Source organism: Micromonospora sp. NPDC050200, from assembly GCF_040656135.1.
In the GTDB taxonomy this organism is placed as follows: Bacteria; Actinomycetota; Actinomycetes; order Mycobacteriales; family Micromonosporaceae; genus Micromonospora.
Genome location: NZ_JBFALG010000004.1, coordinates 101,363 through 117,639, shown reverse-complemented (window position 1 = coordinate 117,639; position 16,277 = coordinate 101,363). Strand labels below are relative to the sequence as shown.

The 16,277-nt window shown below is 73.6% G+C and carries 14 protein-coding genes; 10 read left to right on the top strand and 4 right to left on the bottom strand.

All coding sequences use genetic code 11. The annotated features are described in order from the left end of the window. Positions 1–28: 28 nt before the first annotated feature. Entirely contained in the window at positions 29–2,470 is a 2,442-nt protein-coding gene (locus tag AB0I41_RS04715) for a transglycosylase domain-containing protein (RefSeq protein WP_357101845.1), read from the bottom strand. Between the two features lie 403 nt (positions 2,471–2,873). On the opposite strand from AB0I41_RS04715, the gene AB0I41_RS04710 reads away from it, so the two are divergent. Beyond that, positions 2,874–3,194 carry a WhiB family transcriptional regulator gene (locus AB0I41_RS04710; protein ID WP_357101843.1) on the top strand — a complete coding sequence of 107 codons (321 nt, stop codon included), beginning with the start codon at positions 2,874–2,876 and terminating at the stop codon, positions 3,192–3,194. 6 nt (positions 3,195–3,200) lie between these two features. On the opposite strand, the gene AB0I41_RS04705 is transcribed toward AB0I41_RS04710, so the two are convergent. The 3 genes from AB0I41_RS04705 to AB0I41_RS04695 are packed head-to-tail and all read right to left on the bottom strand — an operon-like array spanning position 3,201 to position 6,001. Continuing rightward, entirely contained in the window at positions 3,201–4,352 is a 1,152-nt protein-coding gene (locus AB0I41_RS04705) for an ArsA-related P-loop ATPase (protein WP_357101840.1), read from the bottom strand. Between the two features lie 54 nt (positions 4,353–4,406). Next, on the bottom strand, positions 4,407–5,384 hold the full coding sequence (locus AB0I41_RS04700) for an ArsA-related P-loop ATPase (protein ID WP_357101838.1): 978 nt from the start codon (positions 5,382–5,384) through the stop codon (positions 4,407–4,409). Positions 5,385–5,410: 26 nt separating this feature from the next. Beyond that, the gene (locus AB0I41_RS04695; RefSeq protein WP_357101836.1) at positions 5,411–6,001 is read right to left on the bottom strand and encodes a hypothetical protein; all 591 of its coding nucleotides are present in this window, start codon (positions 5,999–6,001) and stop codon (positions 5,411–5,413) included. Between the two features lie 323 nt (positions 6,002–6,324). Between AB0I41_RS04695 and AB0I41_RS04690 the strand changes: the two genes are divergently transcribed. The 9 genes from AB0I41_RS04690 to AB0I41_RS04650 all read left to right on the top strand — a co-directional run bounded on the left by AB0I41_RS04690 (position 6,325) and on the right by AB0I41_RS04650 (position 16,268). Then, positions 6,325–6,798 (top strand): hypothetical protein, encoded by a 474-nt coding sequence (locus tag AB0I41_RS04690; protein WP_357101834.1) that lies wholly within the window; start codon positions 6,325–6,327, stop codon positions 6,796–6,798. Positions 6,799–6,845: 47 nt separating this feature from the next. After that, positions 6,846–7,001: a hypothetical protein gene (locus tag AB0I41_RS04685; RefSeq protein WP_088959894.1), complete on the top strand. Its 156-nt coding sequence runs from the start codon at positions 6,846–6,848 to the stop codon at positions 6,999–7,001. A gap of 62 nt (positions 7,002–7,063) precedes the next feature. Beyond that, the gene (locus tag AB0I41_RS04680; RefSeq protein ID WP_357102103.1) at positions 7,064–7,525 is read left to right on the top strand and encodes a RidA family protein; all 462 of its coding nucleotides are present in this window, start codon (positions 7,064–7,066) and stop codon (positions 7,523–7,525) included. Between the two features lie 118 nt (positions 7,526–7,643). After that, positions 7,644–8,441, top strand: coding sequence for an MBL fold metallo-hydrolase (locus AB0I41_RS04675; RefSeq protein WP_357101832.1), 798 nt, complete (start codon positions 7,644–7,646; stop codon positions 8,439–8,441). Continuing rightward, positions 8,438–12,028, top strand: a complete 3,591-nt coding sequence (locus AB0I41_RS04670; RefSeq protein ID WP_357101830.1) for an adenylate/guanylate cyclase domain-containing protein — start codon at positions 8,438–8,440, stop codon at positions 12,026–12,028. The genes AB0I41_RS04675 and AB0I41_RS04670 overlap by 4 nt, the downstream gene beginning before the upstream one ends. 148 nt (positions 12,029–12,176) lie before the next feature. Further along, on the top strand, positions 12,177–12,668 hold the full coding sequence (locus AB0I41_RS04665) for a hypothetical protein (protein WP_357101827.1): 492 nt from the start codon (positions 12,177–12,179) through the stop codon (positions 12,666–12,668). Between the two features lie 31 nt (positions 12,669–12,699). Next, positions 12,700–14,205 carry a protein kinase gene (locus tag AB0I41_RS04660; protein WP_357101825.1) on the top strand — a complete coding sequence of 502 codons (1,506 nt, stop codon included), beginning with the start codon at positions 12,700–12,702 and terminating at the stop codon, positions 14,203–14,205. An 87-nt stretch (positions 14,206–14,292) separates the two neighbouring features. Then, positions 14,293–15,231 carry a transporter substrate-binding domain-containing protein gene (locus AB0I41_RS04655; RefSeq protein ID WP_357101823.1) on the top strand — a complete coding sequence of 313 codons (939 nt, stop codon included), beginning with the start codon at positions 14,293–14,295 and terminating at the stop codon, positions 15,229–15,231. Continuing rightward, a complete protein-coding gene (locus tag AB0I41_RS04650; RefSeq protein WP_357101821.1) occupies positions 15,228–16,268 on the top strand; it encodes a hypothetical protein in 1,041 nt (346 codons plus the stop codon). The genes AB0I41_RS04655 and AB0I41_RS04650 overlap by 4 nt, the downstream gene beginning before the upstream one ends. Positions 16,269–16,277 lie beyond the last annotated feature (9 nt).

Genomic DNA, 16,277 nt, shown 5'->3' with positions numbered 1-16,277 from the left:
GGGTGCCCGCCCGTTCTTTGTGCCTACGTCAGCCGCGCGGCTTGGGGGAGCGTCCCGGACCGGGCGGGAGCGGGCCGCCGGGGGTCGCGGTGCCGGGCGTGCCCGGAGTGCCGCCACCGCTGCTCACCTGGATGGTGACCACACCACCCTTGATGGTCCGGTTGTCCGGGCTGGTGCCGGCGGCGGTGCCCGCCGGGCAGTTCGACGGGACCTTGACGTCCGAGACGACCGCCTCGAAGCCGGCGCCGTTGATCCGGGACTTGGCGGTGTTCAGGTCCTGGCAGGTGACGCTCGGGATGGAGCGCTGGTCACCCTCGGAGATCTTCTTGCCGGGCGGCTCGAAGTTGATCCGCTCCTTGCCCTTCATCGCGTCCCGCAGCGTCTCCCAGACCGGCGGGTTGATGCCGTCGGGCTCGTTGTGCTTCATCTTGACGTTGGTCTGCGGCCAGTCCGGGTCGGCCATGATGCCGGCGACCGCGTACTGCTTGGTCATCGCGACCAGGGCGGCGGTCTTCTCCGAGTCGGTGGTGCCGGACTTGCCGGCCACCGGCGCGTTGACGATCGTCTTCACCTGGCGGGCGGTACGGCTGCCGCCGCACTTGCTGGTGGAGGAGTTGTCACCGACCGGGCAGCGGGCGGCGTCCACGGCGGCCCGGGCCACCTCGGTGCTGACCCGCTTCTCGCAGCGCGGCTTGGCGATGTCGAGCTCCTTGCCGTCCGGCCCCTTGATCGACTGCACCGGGATCGGCTCGCAGTACTTGCCGTCCGCGGCCAGGGTCGCGTACGCGTTGGCCAGCTCCAGCGGGGTGGTCTGCGAGACGCCCAGGGTGAACGCGCCCCACTGGTGGGCCGAGTCCTTGGTGCCGGCGAACTTGGCGTCGTTGGTGGCCCGGAACTGGATGCCGAGGCGCTTCGCCACGTCGACCACGTTCTCCGCGCCGACCTGCTGCTGCAGCGGGACGAAGTAGGTGTTGATCGACTGGGCGAACGCGCTCCACATGTTCTGCACGCCGCCGGCCTTGCCGCCGGAGTTCTTCGGGCAGTAGAAGTGCGTGCCCGGGCAGGCGGCCGGTGAGCTGCTGCTGATGATGTATTCCGACTTGAACGTCTGCTGGGCGTTGATGGTGTAGCTGAGCGGGATGCCCTTCTCCAGGGCGGCCACGATGGTGAAGATCTTGAAGGTCGAGCCCGCCTGGTAGCCGGTGATGCCCTGGCCGCCGGTGAGCAGCGGGTTGACCGTTGCCGGGTAGTTGCCCCGGACCTTCTTCTTGGCCTTCGCCGGGTCGCTGGAGATCTTGTTCTTCGGGTGCTTCGGGTCGTCGAGCTTGAATTCCCGGTTCACCGCGAGCGCCCGGACCCGGCCGGTGCCCGGCTCCACCACGGCGACCATGGCGGCCTCCTTGGAGGTCTCCTTCTTGGCCTTGCGCACCGCCTTGTCCGCACCCCGCTGCGCCTGCGCGTCGAGGGTGGTGACGATGGTGTAGCCGCCGCTCTTCAGCCGCCGCTCCCGGTCGTACGTGGTCGAGCCGAACGTCTCCTCCTGCATCCACCACCGGTAGAAGTAGTCGCAGAAGAAGCCCCAGCCCTTCTCGTTGGCGGAGACGCAACCGTTCGGGGTGCGCTTGTCCTTGACCACCATCGGGGCCGCCTTGCCGGCGTCCGCCTCCTGCTGGTTGATGGCGCCGATCTTGACCATGTTGTCGATGACGTAGTTGCGCCGGTCGAGGGCGAGCGGGCGGCCGCTGCGGGTGGTCGGGTCGTTGGTGGTCGGCGCCTTGACCATGCCGGCCAGCATCGCGGCTTCCTCGAGCTTGAGCTTGCTCGGCGACTTGCCGAAGTAGACCTGGCTGGCGGCGTAGATGCCGTACGCGCCGTTGCCGAACGAGGCGATGTTCAGGTAGCGCTCCAGGATCTCGTCCTTGGAGTACTCCTTGTCCATCTGGATCGCGTAGCGCATCTCGCGCAGCTTGCGGGCGCTGGTGTCCTCGGTCGCGGCGACCACGTCGGCCGGGTGGGTCGCCGAGTACGCGATGGCCAGCCGGACGTACTGCATCGTCAGCGTCGAGGCGCCCTGCTGGGAGTTGGTGCCGGACTGGTTGTTGACGAAGGCGCGGGCGACACCGTTGAGGTCGACGCCGTTGTGCTTGTAGAAGTCGTGGTCCTCGGCGGCGACGATCGCCTTCTGCATGACCGGCGCGATGTCGGCCAGCTTCACGTCCCGCCGGTTCTCGTCGTACATGGTCGCCAGCGGGGTCTTGCCGTCGGCTGCGAGCAGGTAGCTGATCTGTGGCGCGCGGGCCACGGTCAGCTCCTTCGGCAGTGCGCCGAAGGTCTCGGCCCCGGCCTTCGCGGCCAGTCCGGACATCGCCACCGCGGGGAAGGCCGCCGCTGCGACCACCACGCCGGCCAGCAGGCCACAGACAAGCAGCGATGCGGCGTTGGTGAAGACATTGTGGTCACGTTTCCGCATCCAGGTCACCTCGACAGGGTACGCGAGTAGGGAACGAGGGGCGCTGGGGCGTTCTTTCCCCATTTCCTGCGCGCGCCGACCTCGTTGTGCTAAACGCACGACCCCCGGTACGTGGTTGCGTGTGACCTGGCGCGAGTCTCCACCGAACGGCGGAGCCCCCGCAGCGTTTTCACGTACTCGGGCCGGGTAAGCGGCGGGCGAAGGCCCGGGAAGCCGGGAGTGTCCGGAATGATGGATTTTGCCGACAACGTTGCGTAATCAGGCGACTACAGAGCATGATGGTGGCGGCGACAGGGCCACACGTCGTCCGTGCCTCCTTGGGGAAGGAACGGGCCGGACGACCGGGGGGATCGACGGCTGGTCGCACGAGGTCGGTAGGTACTGCAAGGGGGGACGTGTACACATGGGCATGATCACTGACTGGCCGTCACTGGCGGCGTGTCAGAACGGGGACCCGGACGCGTTGTTCGTACAGGGCGCCGAACAGAACGTGGCGAAGAGGATCTGCCGGAGCTGCCCAGTTCGGTACGAGTGCCTGGCCGACGCGCTCGACAACCGGATCGAGTTCGGGGTGTGGGGTGGCATGACCGAACGCGAACGCCGGGCGCTGCTGCGTCGGCACCCGCAGGTGACGAGCTGGCGCAAGATGTTCGAGGCCGCGATGAAGAAGAACGCCAAGGACAAGTCCGGTAAGGACAAGGTCCTGGTGACCGCCGCCGGCTGACGCCGGTCACGGCCGGCTGATCGCCGCGCCGATCGTCCGCAGCCCGTCGACGTCGTGCACGTCGGCGGGCTGCGCCGTCACCGACACCGCCGGCACCGCCGGGAACGCCTCGGTGAACCGGGCCGCCACCTGTTGCTCGCGTACCGCCTGCTGGGCCAGCGCGGCGTGGGCCCGCAGCACGTCGACGGTGGCCGGGTGGCCGCCCAGCTCCGCCAGCCGCCCCGCGGCGGCGAGGCTCTCCGCGGCGCCCAGGTCGGGCACCGCCGGGCGGTGCACCCGGTTGAGCACCAGGCCGGCCAGCGGCATCCGCTCCTCGCGCAGCCGGCCCGCGAAGTAGGCCGCCTCCCGGACCGCGTCCGGCTCCGGCGCCGCGACCAGCAGGAACGCCGTCTCCCGGGCCTGCAGGACGCGGTACGTCTGCTCCGCCCGCTGCCGGAAGCCGCCGAACATCGAGTCCAGCGCGGCGACGAAGCCGGACAGGTCGGTGAGCAGTTGCGCGCCGAGCACCTTCTGCACCGCCTTCGAGAACATCCCGAAGCTGGCGGTGACGAGACTGAACATGCTCCGTCCCCCGCTGCGGGCCGGCACCAGCAGCAGCCGCAGCATCCGCCCGTCGAGGAAGCGGGAGAGCCGGGCCGGGGCGTCCAGGAAGTCCAGCGCCGAGCGGGACGGCGGGGTGTCCACCACGATCAGGTCCCACTCGCCGCGGGCGTGCAACTGGCCCAGCTTCTCCATCGCCATGTACTCCTGCGTGCCGGCGAAGGTCGAGCTCATGGCCTGGTAGAAGGGGTTGGCGAAGATCTCCGCCGCATTCGCCGGATCGGTGTGCTGGAGCACCACGTCGTCGAAGGTGCGCTTCATGTCCAGCATCATGGCGTGCAGCTCGCCGCCGCTGGCCTCGACGTCGAGCCCCTTGACCTGGCGGGGGGTGTTGTCCAGCTCGGTCAGGCCGAGCGACTGGGCCAGCCGGCGGGCCGGGTCGATGGTGAGCACCACCGTGCGGCGGCCGTGCCGCTCGGCCGCCCGCAGCGCGAGCGCGGCGGCCGTGGTCGTCTTACCCACCCCGCCGGCGCCGCAGCACACGACGATCCGCACGCCGGGATCGGCGAGAATCTGGTCGACGTCCAGCCGTGGCGCCGCGTCTTCGGAAGGCACCAATCGAGCGTATCGGGCCGGTGGTGTCCGTGCGCCCGTGCCGACGGCAGGTGTGAGTCAATCCGCCCGGCCGAGGAGCTCCGCGAGCGTCTCCAGCCCGGCCCGGTCCACCCCGTCAGGGAGCAGCGGCAGCTCGGTCAGGGGCAGCCCCAGCTCCGCCAGGTCCGTCCGGAGGGAGTCCTCCAGCTCGCGCCGGATCTGCTGGTCCCGCGCCTCACCGGTCAGGGCGGCCACGGTGGCCCGGTCGGCCGGCAGCCCGGCGGCGAGCAGCCCCCGCTTCAGCTCGGCCTGGGTCACCTCACGCCCGGCCGGCACCGGCGGCCGGGCGCCGTTGACGATCACCCGCCCGACCGGGAAGCCCAACTGGGTCAGCTCGGCGATCGCGTCGACCGTCTCCTGGACCGGCATCTCCTCCAGCAGCGTGACCACGTGCACCGCGGCCATCGGGGAGCGCAGCAGCACGGAGACCCCCTCGCTCTGGGTCTTGATCGGCCCGACCTTGGCCAGCCGGGCGGTCTCCGTGGTCACGTTCAGGAAGCGGCCGATCCGCCCGGTCGGCGGCGCGTCCAGCACCACCGCGTCGTACACCCGGCGCTGGCCGGCGGTGCGGGTGGTCGCCTCCTTCACCTTGCCGGTGAGCAGCACGTCCCGCAGCCCCGGCGCGATGGTGGTGGCGAAGTCGATGGCCCCGAGCTTGCGCAGCGCCCGGCCGGCCGCCCCGAGCTTGTAGAACATGTCGAGGTACTCCAGCAGGGCCAGCTCGGCGTCCACCGCCAGGGCCCGCACCTCGCCGCCGCCGGGGGCGTCGGTCAGGTGCCGCTCCTCGTACGGCAGCGGGTCGGTGCCGAAGAGCTGGGCGATGCCCTGCCGCCCCTCGACCTCGACCAGCAGGGTGCGCCGGCCGCCGCTGGCCAGGGCCAGCGCCAAGGCCGCCGCGACGCTGGTCTTGCCTGTGCCGCCCTTGCCGGTGACCACGTGCAGACGGGCCGGCCATCCGGTGGAGGTCGGGTCGGTCGGCCGCTCTGCTGCTCGCACCCGTCGAGCCTATCCACCCGGCGGCGTCAGGCCACCTCGCAGACCCACCAACCCGTCTTCCGTACGACGGTGAAGCGCAGCGCCTGTTTGGCGACCTTCTCGTCGGCGGTGATCACGGTGACCTTGGTGCTGACGGTGGCGCGGTCCCCGGTCTGGTCGTCCACCTTCGGGCTGGCCCAGCGGAAGCGGGGGTTGGCGTAGCTGGCGACGTACTTCTCCACCTCGGCGACCTTGGCGTCCAACTTCTCCCGGTCGCGGGAGTCCGAGCAGACGTAGCCGGCGGCCTTCTTCGCGTCCCGGTCCCGGTAGACGGCGGTGAGGAAGTCGTCCACCGCCACCGCCGGCTCCTTGGCGCCCTCGCCGTCCTCGGTGTTCCGCAGGGCCAGGAAGGCGGCCGTCCCGCCGCCGCCGCAGAGCAGCACGGCCCCGGCCAGCACGAGCGAGGCGATGAGCAGGCCGCGCCGGCGTTGGCCGACCGGCGCCTGGTACGCCGGTTGGGCGGGCGGGGATGGCGGAACGGCCCCCTGCCCCGGCTCCCCTGGGGAGATCGGGCCGGACGCGTCCGACGCGGGGGCGCTCGGCGAGCCGGTCGCACCGTCGTTCTGCGGTTGGGTCATGTGGTCTCCCGGGGATGGGCGTCCTCGCCGCCCCTGGCGTGGACGCGGGCTCGGGCACGGCGGGCGACGTGGCTCGCCCGTCCGAGGCGAAAGGGTAGCGGTCGATGGCTGTGGCGCGGCGGACCGTTCATGAGCCGTCGTCCCCGGGTGGTCACGTTCCGGACGAATAATGTGTCGCATATGTGACTCTGGGTGATCAACCATGCGCGCCTCGTTGTGGCCGTCCGGGCATCGGTCCTACGTTCGTGCCGGCGGGGGTGCGGGTCGGGCAGCGGGCCCGGTCCGGCGGCGGTCAGTTGATGGTTGAGGCCCGGAGGCAGTGCATGCGCGACGCGGACAACATCGCTCGAGCCCAGTTCCCGCCTGGCGACCGGGGCCGGCTCGCCGACCGGGGGGACGCGGCCGGGCCGGTCGGCGGACTCCCGATCAACGAGCGGTCGTACCGCCGCTGCGCCGAGCCGAACGAGGTGCTGCGCCCGCGGAACCGCGCCGGCGGGCGCGACGAGGAGGAGCCCGGCTACATCATCCACCTGCCCATCCGGGTGGCCGACCTGTCGGCGGCGACCGCGCTGGCCGGCACGGTGGCGGTCTCGCTGGGCTTCCTGCCCGAGCTGGACGCCGGGGAGACCACCGTCTCGACCGCCGACGACCAGAACAACCGGCACCGGGTCTTCTGCGACCTGCTGCTGCCCGACCGGTCGCGCTGCCCCCAGCCGTACGACCACGAGGGCCCGTGCGGCGAGGTGCCGGCCGCCCCCGAGCAGCGTCCCGCGCCCCGGCCCACGTCCGGACCGTAGGCTGTGCGTGGAAAACATTCCACGTCAGGCAAGGGAGCCTTCCACCGATGCAGAAGTGGGAATACGCCACGGTCCCGCTGCTGGTCCACGCGACCAAGCAGATCCTCGACAACTGGGGCGAGGACGGTTGGGAGTTGGTCGCCGTGGTCCCCGGCCCGAACCCGGACCAGCTCGTCGCCTACCTGAAGCGCCCGAAGGGTTGAGCGGCATGAGCGAGCGCAGCGAGCGAATCATCGGGATCAGCGCGCGGGTGCCTCGTGGCGGCATGAGCAACGGACCTCACGCCAAGCTCGCGGAACTCGGCCTGGCCCTGCCGGAGGTCGTGCCCCCGGTGGCCAGTTACGTGCCGGCGGTGCAGTCCGGCCAGCACGTCTACGTCTCCGGCCAGCTGCCGATGGCCGAGGGCAAACTGCTGGCCACCGGCAAGGTCGGTGCCGGGGTCTCCGCCGAGCAGGCCAAGGACCTCGCCGAGCGGTGTGCGCTCAACGCCCTCGCGGCGGTCGACTCGCTGGTCGGCCTGGAGAACGTCGTCAAGATCGTCAAGCTGACCGGCTTCGTCGCGAGCGCGCCCGGGTTCACCGGCCAGCCCGGCGTGATCAACGGCGCCTCGGACCTCCTCTGCGCCGTCTTCGGCGAGGCCGGCCGGCACGCCCGCTCCGCGGTCGGCGTCGCCGAGCTCCCCCTCGACGCCCCGGTCGAGGTCGACGTCATCGTCGAGGTCTCCTGACCCACCGTCCCCGCGATCTTGCAGTGCTGGCCCTGGCGAATGTCGCGAACGGCCACAAACCAGCGGCCGAAACTGCAAGATCGCGGGGAGTGGCCGGCGGGGTCGTACCATCGCAGCCATGGGCGGGCATGTGACGGGGCCGGTGGCTGCGCTCGCCGACCGGCTGCCGGGGTGGGTGACGTTGCTGCGGGCCCCCAACCCCGGGCCGATGACGCTGGACGGGACGAACACCTGGGTGCTGCGGGCGGCCCCGGGAGCGCCGGCCGTGGTGGTCGATCCCGGGCCGGCGGACGAGGGCCACCTGGACCGGATCGCCGCGCACGGCCCGGTCGGGTCCGTGCTGATCACCCACGGACACCCCGACCACACCGAGGGCTCCGCCCGCCTCGCCGACCTGCTCGACGGGGTTCCGGTGCGCGCCGCCGACGCCGCGCACACCATCGGCGCCGCCCCGCTGACCCCGGACGTCCCGCTGGAGGCAGCCGGCTTCACCCTTCGCCTGCTGCCGACCCCCGGGCACACCGCCGACTCCGTCTGCTTCCTCGCCGAGCACGGCGACGAGCGGGTCGTGCTCACCGGCGACACCATCCTCGGCCGGGGCACCACCGTGGTCGCCCACCCCGACGGGCACCTCGGCGACTACCTCGCCAGCCTCGAACTGCTCTCCGCGTACCGGGGGATCCCGGCGCTGCCGGGGCACGGCCCGGCGCTGGCCGACTGCGGCGCGGCGGCCGAGTTCTACCTGGCCCACCGCCGGGCCCGGCTCGACCAGGTCCGCGCGGCGGTCGCCGGGGGCGCCACCACCGCGCCCGAGGTCGTCGCCAGGGTCTACGCCGACGTGGACCGGTCGCTGTGGTGGGCCGCCGAATGGTCGGTCCGGGCGCAGTTGGAGTACCTCGCGGTGGAGCGGCCGTGACCTGCCCGGTCTGCGGCACCGTCGCCGTGCCCGGTGCCCGCTTCTGCCACAACTGCGGTGCCGCGCTGCCGGCCGCGGCGACCCTGCCCGCCACCGAACGGCGGGTGGTCACCGTGCTCTTCGGCGACCTGTCCGACTTCACCTCCTGGTCGGAGGACCTGGACCCGGAACGGGTCGGCGCGGTCACCGACCGGGTGCTCGCCGCGCTCGCCGGGGCGGTCAAGACCTTCGGCGGCCACGTCGACAAGCTCACCGGCGACGGGATCATGGCGGTCTTCGGCGCGCCGGTCGCGCACGAGGACGACGCCGAGCGGGCGGTCCGCGCCGCGCTGTCCATGCAGCGGGCGGTCCGCCGGGTGCTCGACGACGAGCGGGGCGGCGGCGCGCCGCTCGGCCTGCGGGTCGGCCTGAACACCGGCGACGTGATCGCCGGCATCCAGGCCGCCATCGAATACACCGTCATCGGCGACACGGTGAACACCGCCGCCCGGCTCGCCGACGCCGCCGCCGTCGGCGCGGTCTACGCCGGCGCGCGGACCTCCGCCGCCACCCGGCACGTCGCCTCCTGGCGGGCGCTGCGCCCGCTGCGGCTCAAGGGCAAGCGGGAGCCGGTCGAGGCGTACGAGCTGCTGGGGCTCCTGGACGCCCCGGGCACCCGCTCCGGCCTCGGCGACGAGGCGCCCTTCGTGGGCCGGGAGACCGAGATCGGGCGGGTCGCCGGCCGGCTGGCCGAGGTGATCGACCGGGGCGAACCCCGGGTGCTGCTGATGACCGCCGAGGCGGGGATCGGCAAGTCCCGCTTCGCCGCCGAGGTGGAACGCCTCGCCGCCGGGTACGACGTCGGCGCCGGCCGGTACGCCGCGCACACCGGCGCCCGGGTGCTCTCCGTACGCTGCGCCGCCTTCGGCGAGCGGCGCCGGCTCGCCCCCCTGGCCGACCTGGTCCGGGCCGCGGTCGGCCTGCCCAACGACACGTCCACCGCGCTCACCCGCCCGGCCGTCGAGGAGCGGCTGCGCCGGCTCGGCCAGCGGCTCGGCCGGCAGGGCGGCACCCCGCTCGCTGCCGACCAGCTGCTGGCCCTGCTCGGGTACGCCGAACTGCCCGGCGGGCACGGCACCGCCACCGACAACGGGGAGTGGGCCGCCGGTGGTGTGCCCGCCGACGCGGAGGCGGTGCCGAACGCGGTCGCCGGGCTGCTCAGCGCCCTGGCCGCCGAGGCGCCGCTGGTGATCGTCGTGGACGACCTGCACGACGCCACCGCGGAGACGATCAGCGCGCTCGGGCTGACGCTGTCCCGGCTCACCGGCCCGGTGCTGGTGCTGCTGCTCGGCCGCCCGGAGCTGGTGCGCACCGCGGGGGCGCTGACCCGGGTCGCCGACGCCGAGGTGCACGGGCTGCCGCCGCTGCGCGGCGCCGACGCCGCCCGGCTGCTCACCACCTACCTCGGGGGCGGCAAGCTGCCGCAGGCCGACGCCGACCGCCTCCTCGCCACCGCCCAGGGCAACCCGTTCTACCTGGCCGAACTGGTCACCCTGCTGATGGAGCGGGGCGCGCTCACCGCGGTCGCCGAGCGGGGCGGCGACTCCGGCGGCTGGCGGCTGGCCCCCGGCTCGCTGGGCAGCCGGCTGCTCTCCCGCGACCTGGCCGCCGTGCTCGCCGCGCGGATCGACGCGCTGCCGAACGACGCCCGCTCGGTGCTGCGGGACGCCGCCGTGGTCGGCGACACCGTGCCGACCGGGGCTCTCGAAGCGCTCCGCGAGCAGCGTGCCGGGCGGGACGGCCGGCCCGCCGCGGTGGCCGCGGTCGAGCTGGACCGGGCCGTCGAGGAGTTGCTGCAGCGCCGCATGCTGCACCGCACCCGCGCCGGCTACGCCTTCGCCACCCCGCTGATGCGGGAGGCCGCGTACGCCGGGGTGAGCAAGGCCGAGCTGGCCGAGCGGCACGCCGCGCTGGCCCGCTGGGCGGCCCCGGCGCCGGACAGCCCGGTCACCCCACCGGGCGGCTTCACCGAACCGGCCCGGGACGACTTCGTCGCCGAGCACGTCGAGCGGGCCGCCGCGCTCGCCGACGCGGTCAAGCTCCGGCCGGACGCGCCGGCCCGGACGGTCGCCCCGCTGGGCGTGGCCGCGCTGGGCCGGGCCGCCCGCGGGTCGTTGCGCGCCGGGGAGCCGGCCCTGGCCGTCGAGTACGCCGAACGCGCCGCCGAGCTGGCCCGGGACGGGGTGCCCGCCCCCGACCGGGTGGTGCACGCCCGGGCGCTGCTCCAGGTGGGCCGCCCCGCCGACGCGCTCGCCTTCGCCGAGAAGATCGCGGCCAACGCCGGCGACGACGCGGCCACCCGGACGAGCGCGCTCCTGCTCGCCGGGCAGGCCCACCAGACCCTCGGCGACCAGGGCCGGGCGGTGACCTCCTGGCAGGAGGCGTTGCAGGTGGCCACCGACGGTGGACTGCCGGCGCTGCGCGCCTCGGCGATGCGCCGGCTCGGGATGGCCGACTTCATCGCCGGCCGGCTCGGCCAGGCCAGCAGCCGCCTCGCCGCGTCGTACCAGGTCAGCCTGGCCGCGCGGGACCTCCGCGGGCAGGCCTGGTCGTTGCAGAACCTGGCCTGGGTGACCACCACCCGGGGCGACTTCGCCGGCACCGACGCGGTGCTCGGCCGGGCGGCCCGGCTCTTCGCCGAGCTGAAGGACCCGTACGGGCGGGCCTGGCTGCGCGGCACCACCGCGTTCGCCCGGCTGCTCGCCGGGCGGCTCGGGGAGGCGCGCCGGCTGGCGAGCGTCTTCCTGCCCTTCGGCGAGCGGGTCGGCGAGGCGTGGGCGGTCGGCACGCTGCGCGCGGTCGAGGCGTTCGCCGCAGCCGAGCTGGGCGACATCGCCGAGGCGGACCGGGAGGCCCGCCGGGCGTACCGGGACTTCGCCGAGGTCTCCGACGACTGGGGGCGCGGCTTCGCCCTGGTGGTACGGGGTGTGGTGGCGCGCGGCCTGGGCGAGCCGGAGCACGCCGCCGACCTGTTCACCGACGCCCTCGCGTACGCCGAGCGCACCTCGCACCCGTTGCTCACCGGGATGGCCGGCACGCTGCGCGGCTTCGTGGCGCTGGACCTGGGCGACTGCGACACCGCCGAGCGGGACGCCCGGGCCGTGCTGACCGCCGTCGAGCCGCACAACCCGCAGGCGCCGGCCCAGGCCGCGCCCCGGGTCCTGCTGGCCACCGCCCGGCTCGCCGCCGGTGATTCAGCCACCGCGGTCGGGCTGCTCGCCCCGGTGGCCACCACCGCCGCGCACAACCCGACGCTGCTCTTCTCCCGCCGCCAGATCATGGCCCGGTACGCCTCCGCCCTGCTCGCCCACGGCCAGTGGGAGCAGGCGCTGGACTGGGCCCGGCGGGCGGTCGCCGCGCCGGCCGAGGACGTGCGCAGCCAGGTGATCGGGGCGAGCGTGCTGGCCGAGGCGCTGGCCGCCTGCGGCCGGCCCGTCGAGGCGCTGGCCTGCGCCGAGGAGGCGGTCCGCCTGGCGTACGCGACCGAGCAGCGCAGCGAGCGCGCCGCCGCCGACGCCCTCCGCGCCCGCCTCGCCGCCGGGGCCTGACCGCCCGCGCGCGGGGTCGATCGGGTCCGGCCGGGTCGCCGGCGCGGCAGGTCTGGCGGTTCCGGGGATGTGCGTGTCGGTGTGGGCGGTTAGCGTGTCATTTCCACGCGGTCGTCCATCCGGCCGCGCCCTGGGGGTGGGAGGACAGATGAGGCTGCCGCGTTCCGGCGCCGGCTGGACGATCGCGGTCTTCGGCGTCCTGGCGTTGCTGCTCGGCGCGCTCGGGTTGGTCTGGCCCGAGGCGCAGCTGCGGCTGCTCGGCTTCGAGGTGCCGGCGCGGCGGGCGGCCGGCGACTACACCGGCACGTTCCTCACCGCCTCGTCGATGGCGTCGTTCAACATGGGCGTCTACTACCTGCTGGCGGTCGCCACCGAGTGGCGGGCCTTCTATCGGTTCACGGTGGTCTTCCGGCTGGTCACGTTCACCATCTTCACCCTGACCGTGCTGGCCGACGTAGCGCCGGACCGGTTCTTCGGAGTCGCCCTCTGGGAGGGGCTGGGGGCGGTCGCCACCGCGATCGGCCTGCGCTGGGACGCCCGCCGGGCCGGCGCGCCGACACCCGTCGACGGTCCGGACGACGACCCGCCGGGTGCCGGTGCGAGCGCCGGTCCCGCGCCGGCCGCCGGTACGGTCGGCTGAGCGCTCCGGCGGGACGGGTATTTTCAGAGCCGTGACCGAGACATCGCCCGGCGCCCTCCGGCTGCCCATTGTGCCCGGTCTGACCGACTTGCAGGTGTTCGCCCGGGGCGGCTACGCCACCGTCTACCGGGCCACCCAGATCTCGGTGGGGCGGGAGGTCGCCGTCAAGGTGGAGAACCGCACGCTGGACAGCGAGCGGGACCAGGCCCGGTTCCTCCGGGAGGCGCGGGCCGCCGGGAAGATGTCGTCCCACCCGCACGTGGTGGACCTCTTCGACGTCGGGGTCACCGTCGACCAGCACCCCTATCTGATCATGGAGCTCTGCGACGGCTCGTACGCCGAGCGGATGCGGACCTCGCCGCTCGGCCCGGCGGAGACCCGCGACCTCGGCATCAAGATCGCCGATGCGCTGGCCCACTCCCACGCGGCCGGGGTGCTGCACCGTGACGTCAAGCCGGCCAACATCCTCCACTCGCACTTCAACCCGGCGGTGCTGGCCGACTTCGGGCTGGCCGTGCTGGCCGAGGTGCGCGACGCCTCGGTCACCCTGGAGGTGCTCACCCCGGCGTACGCCCCGCCGGAGATGTTCAGCCACAGCCCGCCCTCGCCGGCCGTCGACGTGTACGCCCTCTGCGCCACCCTCTACGCGGTGATGAACGGCCGCCCGCCGCGCTGGCAGTCGGAGCGGAACCCGAGCCTGGTCACCGTGCTGGAGATGTTCAACCAGCCCATCCCGGAGCTGCCGGGGGTGCCGACCGGGCTGGTCGACGTGCTCCGCGCCGGGATGTCCAACGACCCGGGCGCTCGTCCCTCCGCGATCGAGCTGCGGGACCTGCTCACCGCCCTGCCGCTCGGCTCGGCCCCGTCCCCGGTCAGCGGGGCGCCGATCTCCGGGGGGCACTCCGGGCCGTACACCGTGGACCGTTCCGGCCCGTCGCGCCCGGTGCCCGAGGACGCCCACCCGACGGTGCCGCACGGACGACGTCGGCGGCGACGGTGGTTCCTCGGTGGCGTCGGGGTCCTCGCCCTGGCCGCCTCGGCGAGCGCCGGGGCCTGGGTCGCCGGCAACGCCTCGTCGGTGGCCGCCCCCACGCCGACGCCGACCGTCACCGGGTCCGCCTCGCCGGCCGCGTGGGGCCCGCTGCCGGGCTGCGTGGCCGGCTCGGCCACCGCGGCCCTGCCGCCCGGGGCCCGCTGCGCGCCGGGGCTGGAGTGCTTCGGCCCGGTCCGGTTGCGCGGCGACCGGGCTGAGGCGCCGCAGGTGTCCTGCGACGGGCGGCACACCTGGGAGACCTATCTGGAGGGTGAGCTGCCCGCCGCGCTGGTCGGCGCCGGGCACGCCGCGGTCAGCGCGGACCCGACCGTCCGCCGGGTCTGCAACCTGCGGACCTTCCGACTGACCAGCGGGATGGACTACCCGACCGGATGGAACCTGGAGGTCCTGCCGCCGAGCGGCACGGACCCCGGCCGGACGTACCGCTGCCTGGCCGGGAGGGGCGTGGACGCGCTCGCCTCGCCCACCCTCATCGGTCCCTGATCTCACGCCGTCCCGGTGACCACCGAAGTGGACGGGAACCGCTACCCTCAGTGTCCCGCAGGCCGTGTCCGTCAGCGAGGTCGCCCGATGAACGACAGCTCCTCCCCACGGTTCCGCTCGGTGGCGACCACGCTGGCCGTGGCGCTGACCCTGACGCTGGCCGCCGCAGCCGGCTGCGACAACCGGCAGGACCCGCCGCTCCCCTCGGTGCTGGACAAGCTGCGCGAGTCGCACATCGACGGCCAACCGAAGATCAAGATCGGGGTGGCCACCACCGAGCCGCTGATGGGCGAGCTGCGCAACGGCACCCATACCGGCTTCGACGTCGAGATCGCACGCTACATCGCCTCCTCCCTGGGCTACGAGGGCGACCAGCGGATCGAGTGGGTCTCGCTGGCCACCGAGGACCGCATCCCGGCCCTCCAGGGCGGCGTGGTCGACCTGGTCGTCTCCAGCTTCTCCATCACCGAGGAGCGCAAGAAACTGATCAGCTTCGCCGGGCCGTACTTCGTCACCACTCAGGAGGTGATGGTGCCGAAGCGGCTCAAGGACCAGATCCGCACCATCGAGGACCTCCGCAAGCCGGCGTACAAGATGTGCACCAGCGGCGGCTCCACCACCGAGGCCGAGCTGGAGAAGCACGATGTCAAGGCGCTGGTGGTCAAGGAGGTCGGCGACTGCGTCAGGGGCATCCGGGAGGGCCGCTACGACGCGGTCAGCTCCGACGAGACCATCCTCGCCGGCTTCCTCTCCCAGTACCCGACCGAGTTCGATATCGTCGACATGCCGTTCGGCACCAGCGAGACCCTCGGCATCGGGGTGCCGATCGGCGACCCGGCCCTGCGCGACCTGGTCGCGTTCTTCCTCGACAAGAGCTATCAGCAGGGGCGCGATGGGATCAGCAGTCCCTGGCTGACCGCGTACAACCGGACGCTCGGGCCCTGGATGAAGGGGCCGAAGTCGCAGCCGCAGCCGCTGGACGTACCCAAGCTGGTGGACTTCGACGACAAGGCACCCCGGCGATGAGCGCCCCGGCGGTGCCCGCCACGCGCGACGTGGGCCCCGCCGGGCCGGCGTGGGAGGGGCGCGACCCGGACGAGCGGCGAGCCCGGGCCAGCCAGTCGTTCTGGACGGCCGTGGTCGGCGTGCCGGCGATCTTCTCCGTGCTCCGGCTCGGCGTCGAGGCGGGCGGCGAACTCCAGACCACCCTGCTGCTGGTGGCGAACGTCGGCCCGGTGAACCTGCTGGCCGGCTTCCTCACCACGGCCGCCCGGCTGCTCTCCACCGGCCTGGTCGCGGTCTTCGCGCTCGGCGCGGTGCTCCGGGTGAGCGTGGAGCGGATGCCGGCCAGCTTCCGCCGGCCGCTCTTCGTTCGCTGGGTGGACATCACCCCGGCCTGGTTCGTGGTCGCCAGCTTCCTGCTCGCCCTGGTCACCTGGCAGCTGCTCTACCTGCCGCTGCTGATCCCGGCGTTCGTCGCCGCGTTCCAGCTCACCCCGGCCCGGCTGCACGAGCAGGTCGCGCCGCGGCTGCTGCTGCTCGCCGCCCTGTTCGTCGGGTACGCCTGGCTGCTCGCGCCGACCCTGCGGGACGCCTGGCGGCAGGATGAACTGCTGGCCCTGCTGCTGCTCGTCGCGCCCCCGCTGCTCGCGCTCGGCGTGACCGGTCCGCTGCCGGCGGCGGTGATCCGGCCGCTGGCCTCGCTGACCGAGGCGGCCGTGCTCGCCATGCTGGTCTGGGCCGCGCTGCCGGTGATCAGCACGCCGGTGCTGCCGCTCACCGTCACCACGGTGGAGTCGACGCCCGGCGTCACCGAGGACGTACGCGGGCACGTGGTGACCGTCGACGACGTGAACGTGGTGCTGCTCCAGGAGCGCGGCGGCGTCCGCTACGTGCCGGTGGACCAGGTGCGCGCGCAGGTGCTCTGCCCCAGCGAGGAGGAGCTGCCCCGGCACCGGCTGCGGATCCGCGACTTCCACGTGGAGGACTCGCTGCTGGAGGGGACGGGCCGTCGGGTGCGCCCGGTGCAGCGGATCGACGCCGCCTGCCGCGCCGTGCGCTGAGCCACCGGC

What these genes read in the sequence shown, in the direction of transcription:
- AB0I41_RS04715 (WP_357101845.1), bottom strand. Translation starts at nt 2,470, where the DNA reads ATGCGGAAACGTGACCACAATGTCTTCACCAACGCCGCATCGCTGCTT.
- AB0I41_RS04710 (WP_357101843.1), top strand. Translation starts at nt 2,874, where the DNA reads ATGGGCATGATCACTGACTGGCCGTCACTGGCGGCGTGTCAGAACGGG.
- AB0I41_RS04695 (WP_357101836.1), bottom strand. Translation starts at nt 6,001, where the DNA reads ATGACCCAACCGCAGAACGACGGTGCGACCGGCTCGCCGAGCGCCCCC.
- AB0I41_RS04690 (WP_357101834.1), top strand. Translation starts at nt 6,325, where the DNA reads ATGCGCGACGCGGACAACATCGCTCGAGCCCAGTTCCCGCCTGGCGAC.
- AB0I41_RS04685 (WP_088959894.1), top strand. Translation starts at nt 6,846, where the DNA reads ATGCAGAAGTGGGAATACGCCACGGTCCCGCTGCTGGTCCACGCGACC.
- AB0I41_RS04680 (WP_357102103.1), top strand. Translation starts at nt 7,064, where the DNA reads ATGAGCAACGGACCTCACGCCAAGCTCGCGGAACTCGGCCTGGCCCTG.
- AB0I41_RS04675 (WP_357101832.1), top strand. Translation starts at nt 7,644, where the DNA reads ATGGGCGGGCATGTGACGGGGCCGGTGGCTGCGCTCGCCGACCGGCTG.
- AB0I41_RS04665 (WP_357101827.1), top strand. Translation starts at nt 12,177, where the DNA reads ATGAGGCTGCCGCGTTCCGGCGCCGGCTGGACGATCGCGGTCTTCGGC.
- AB0I41_RS04655 (WP_357101823.1), top strand. Translation starts at nt 14,293, where the DNA reads ATGAACGACAGCTCCTCCCCACGGTTCCGCTCGGTGGCGACCACGCTG.
- AB0I41_RS04650 (WP_357101821.1), top strand. Translation starts at nt 15,228, where the DNA reads ATGAGCGCCCCGGCGGTGCCCGCCACGCGCGACGTGGGCCCCGCCGGG.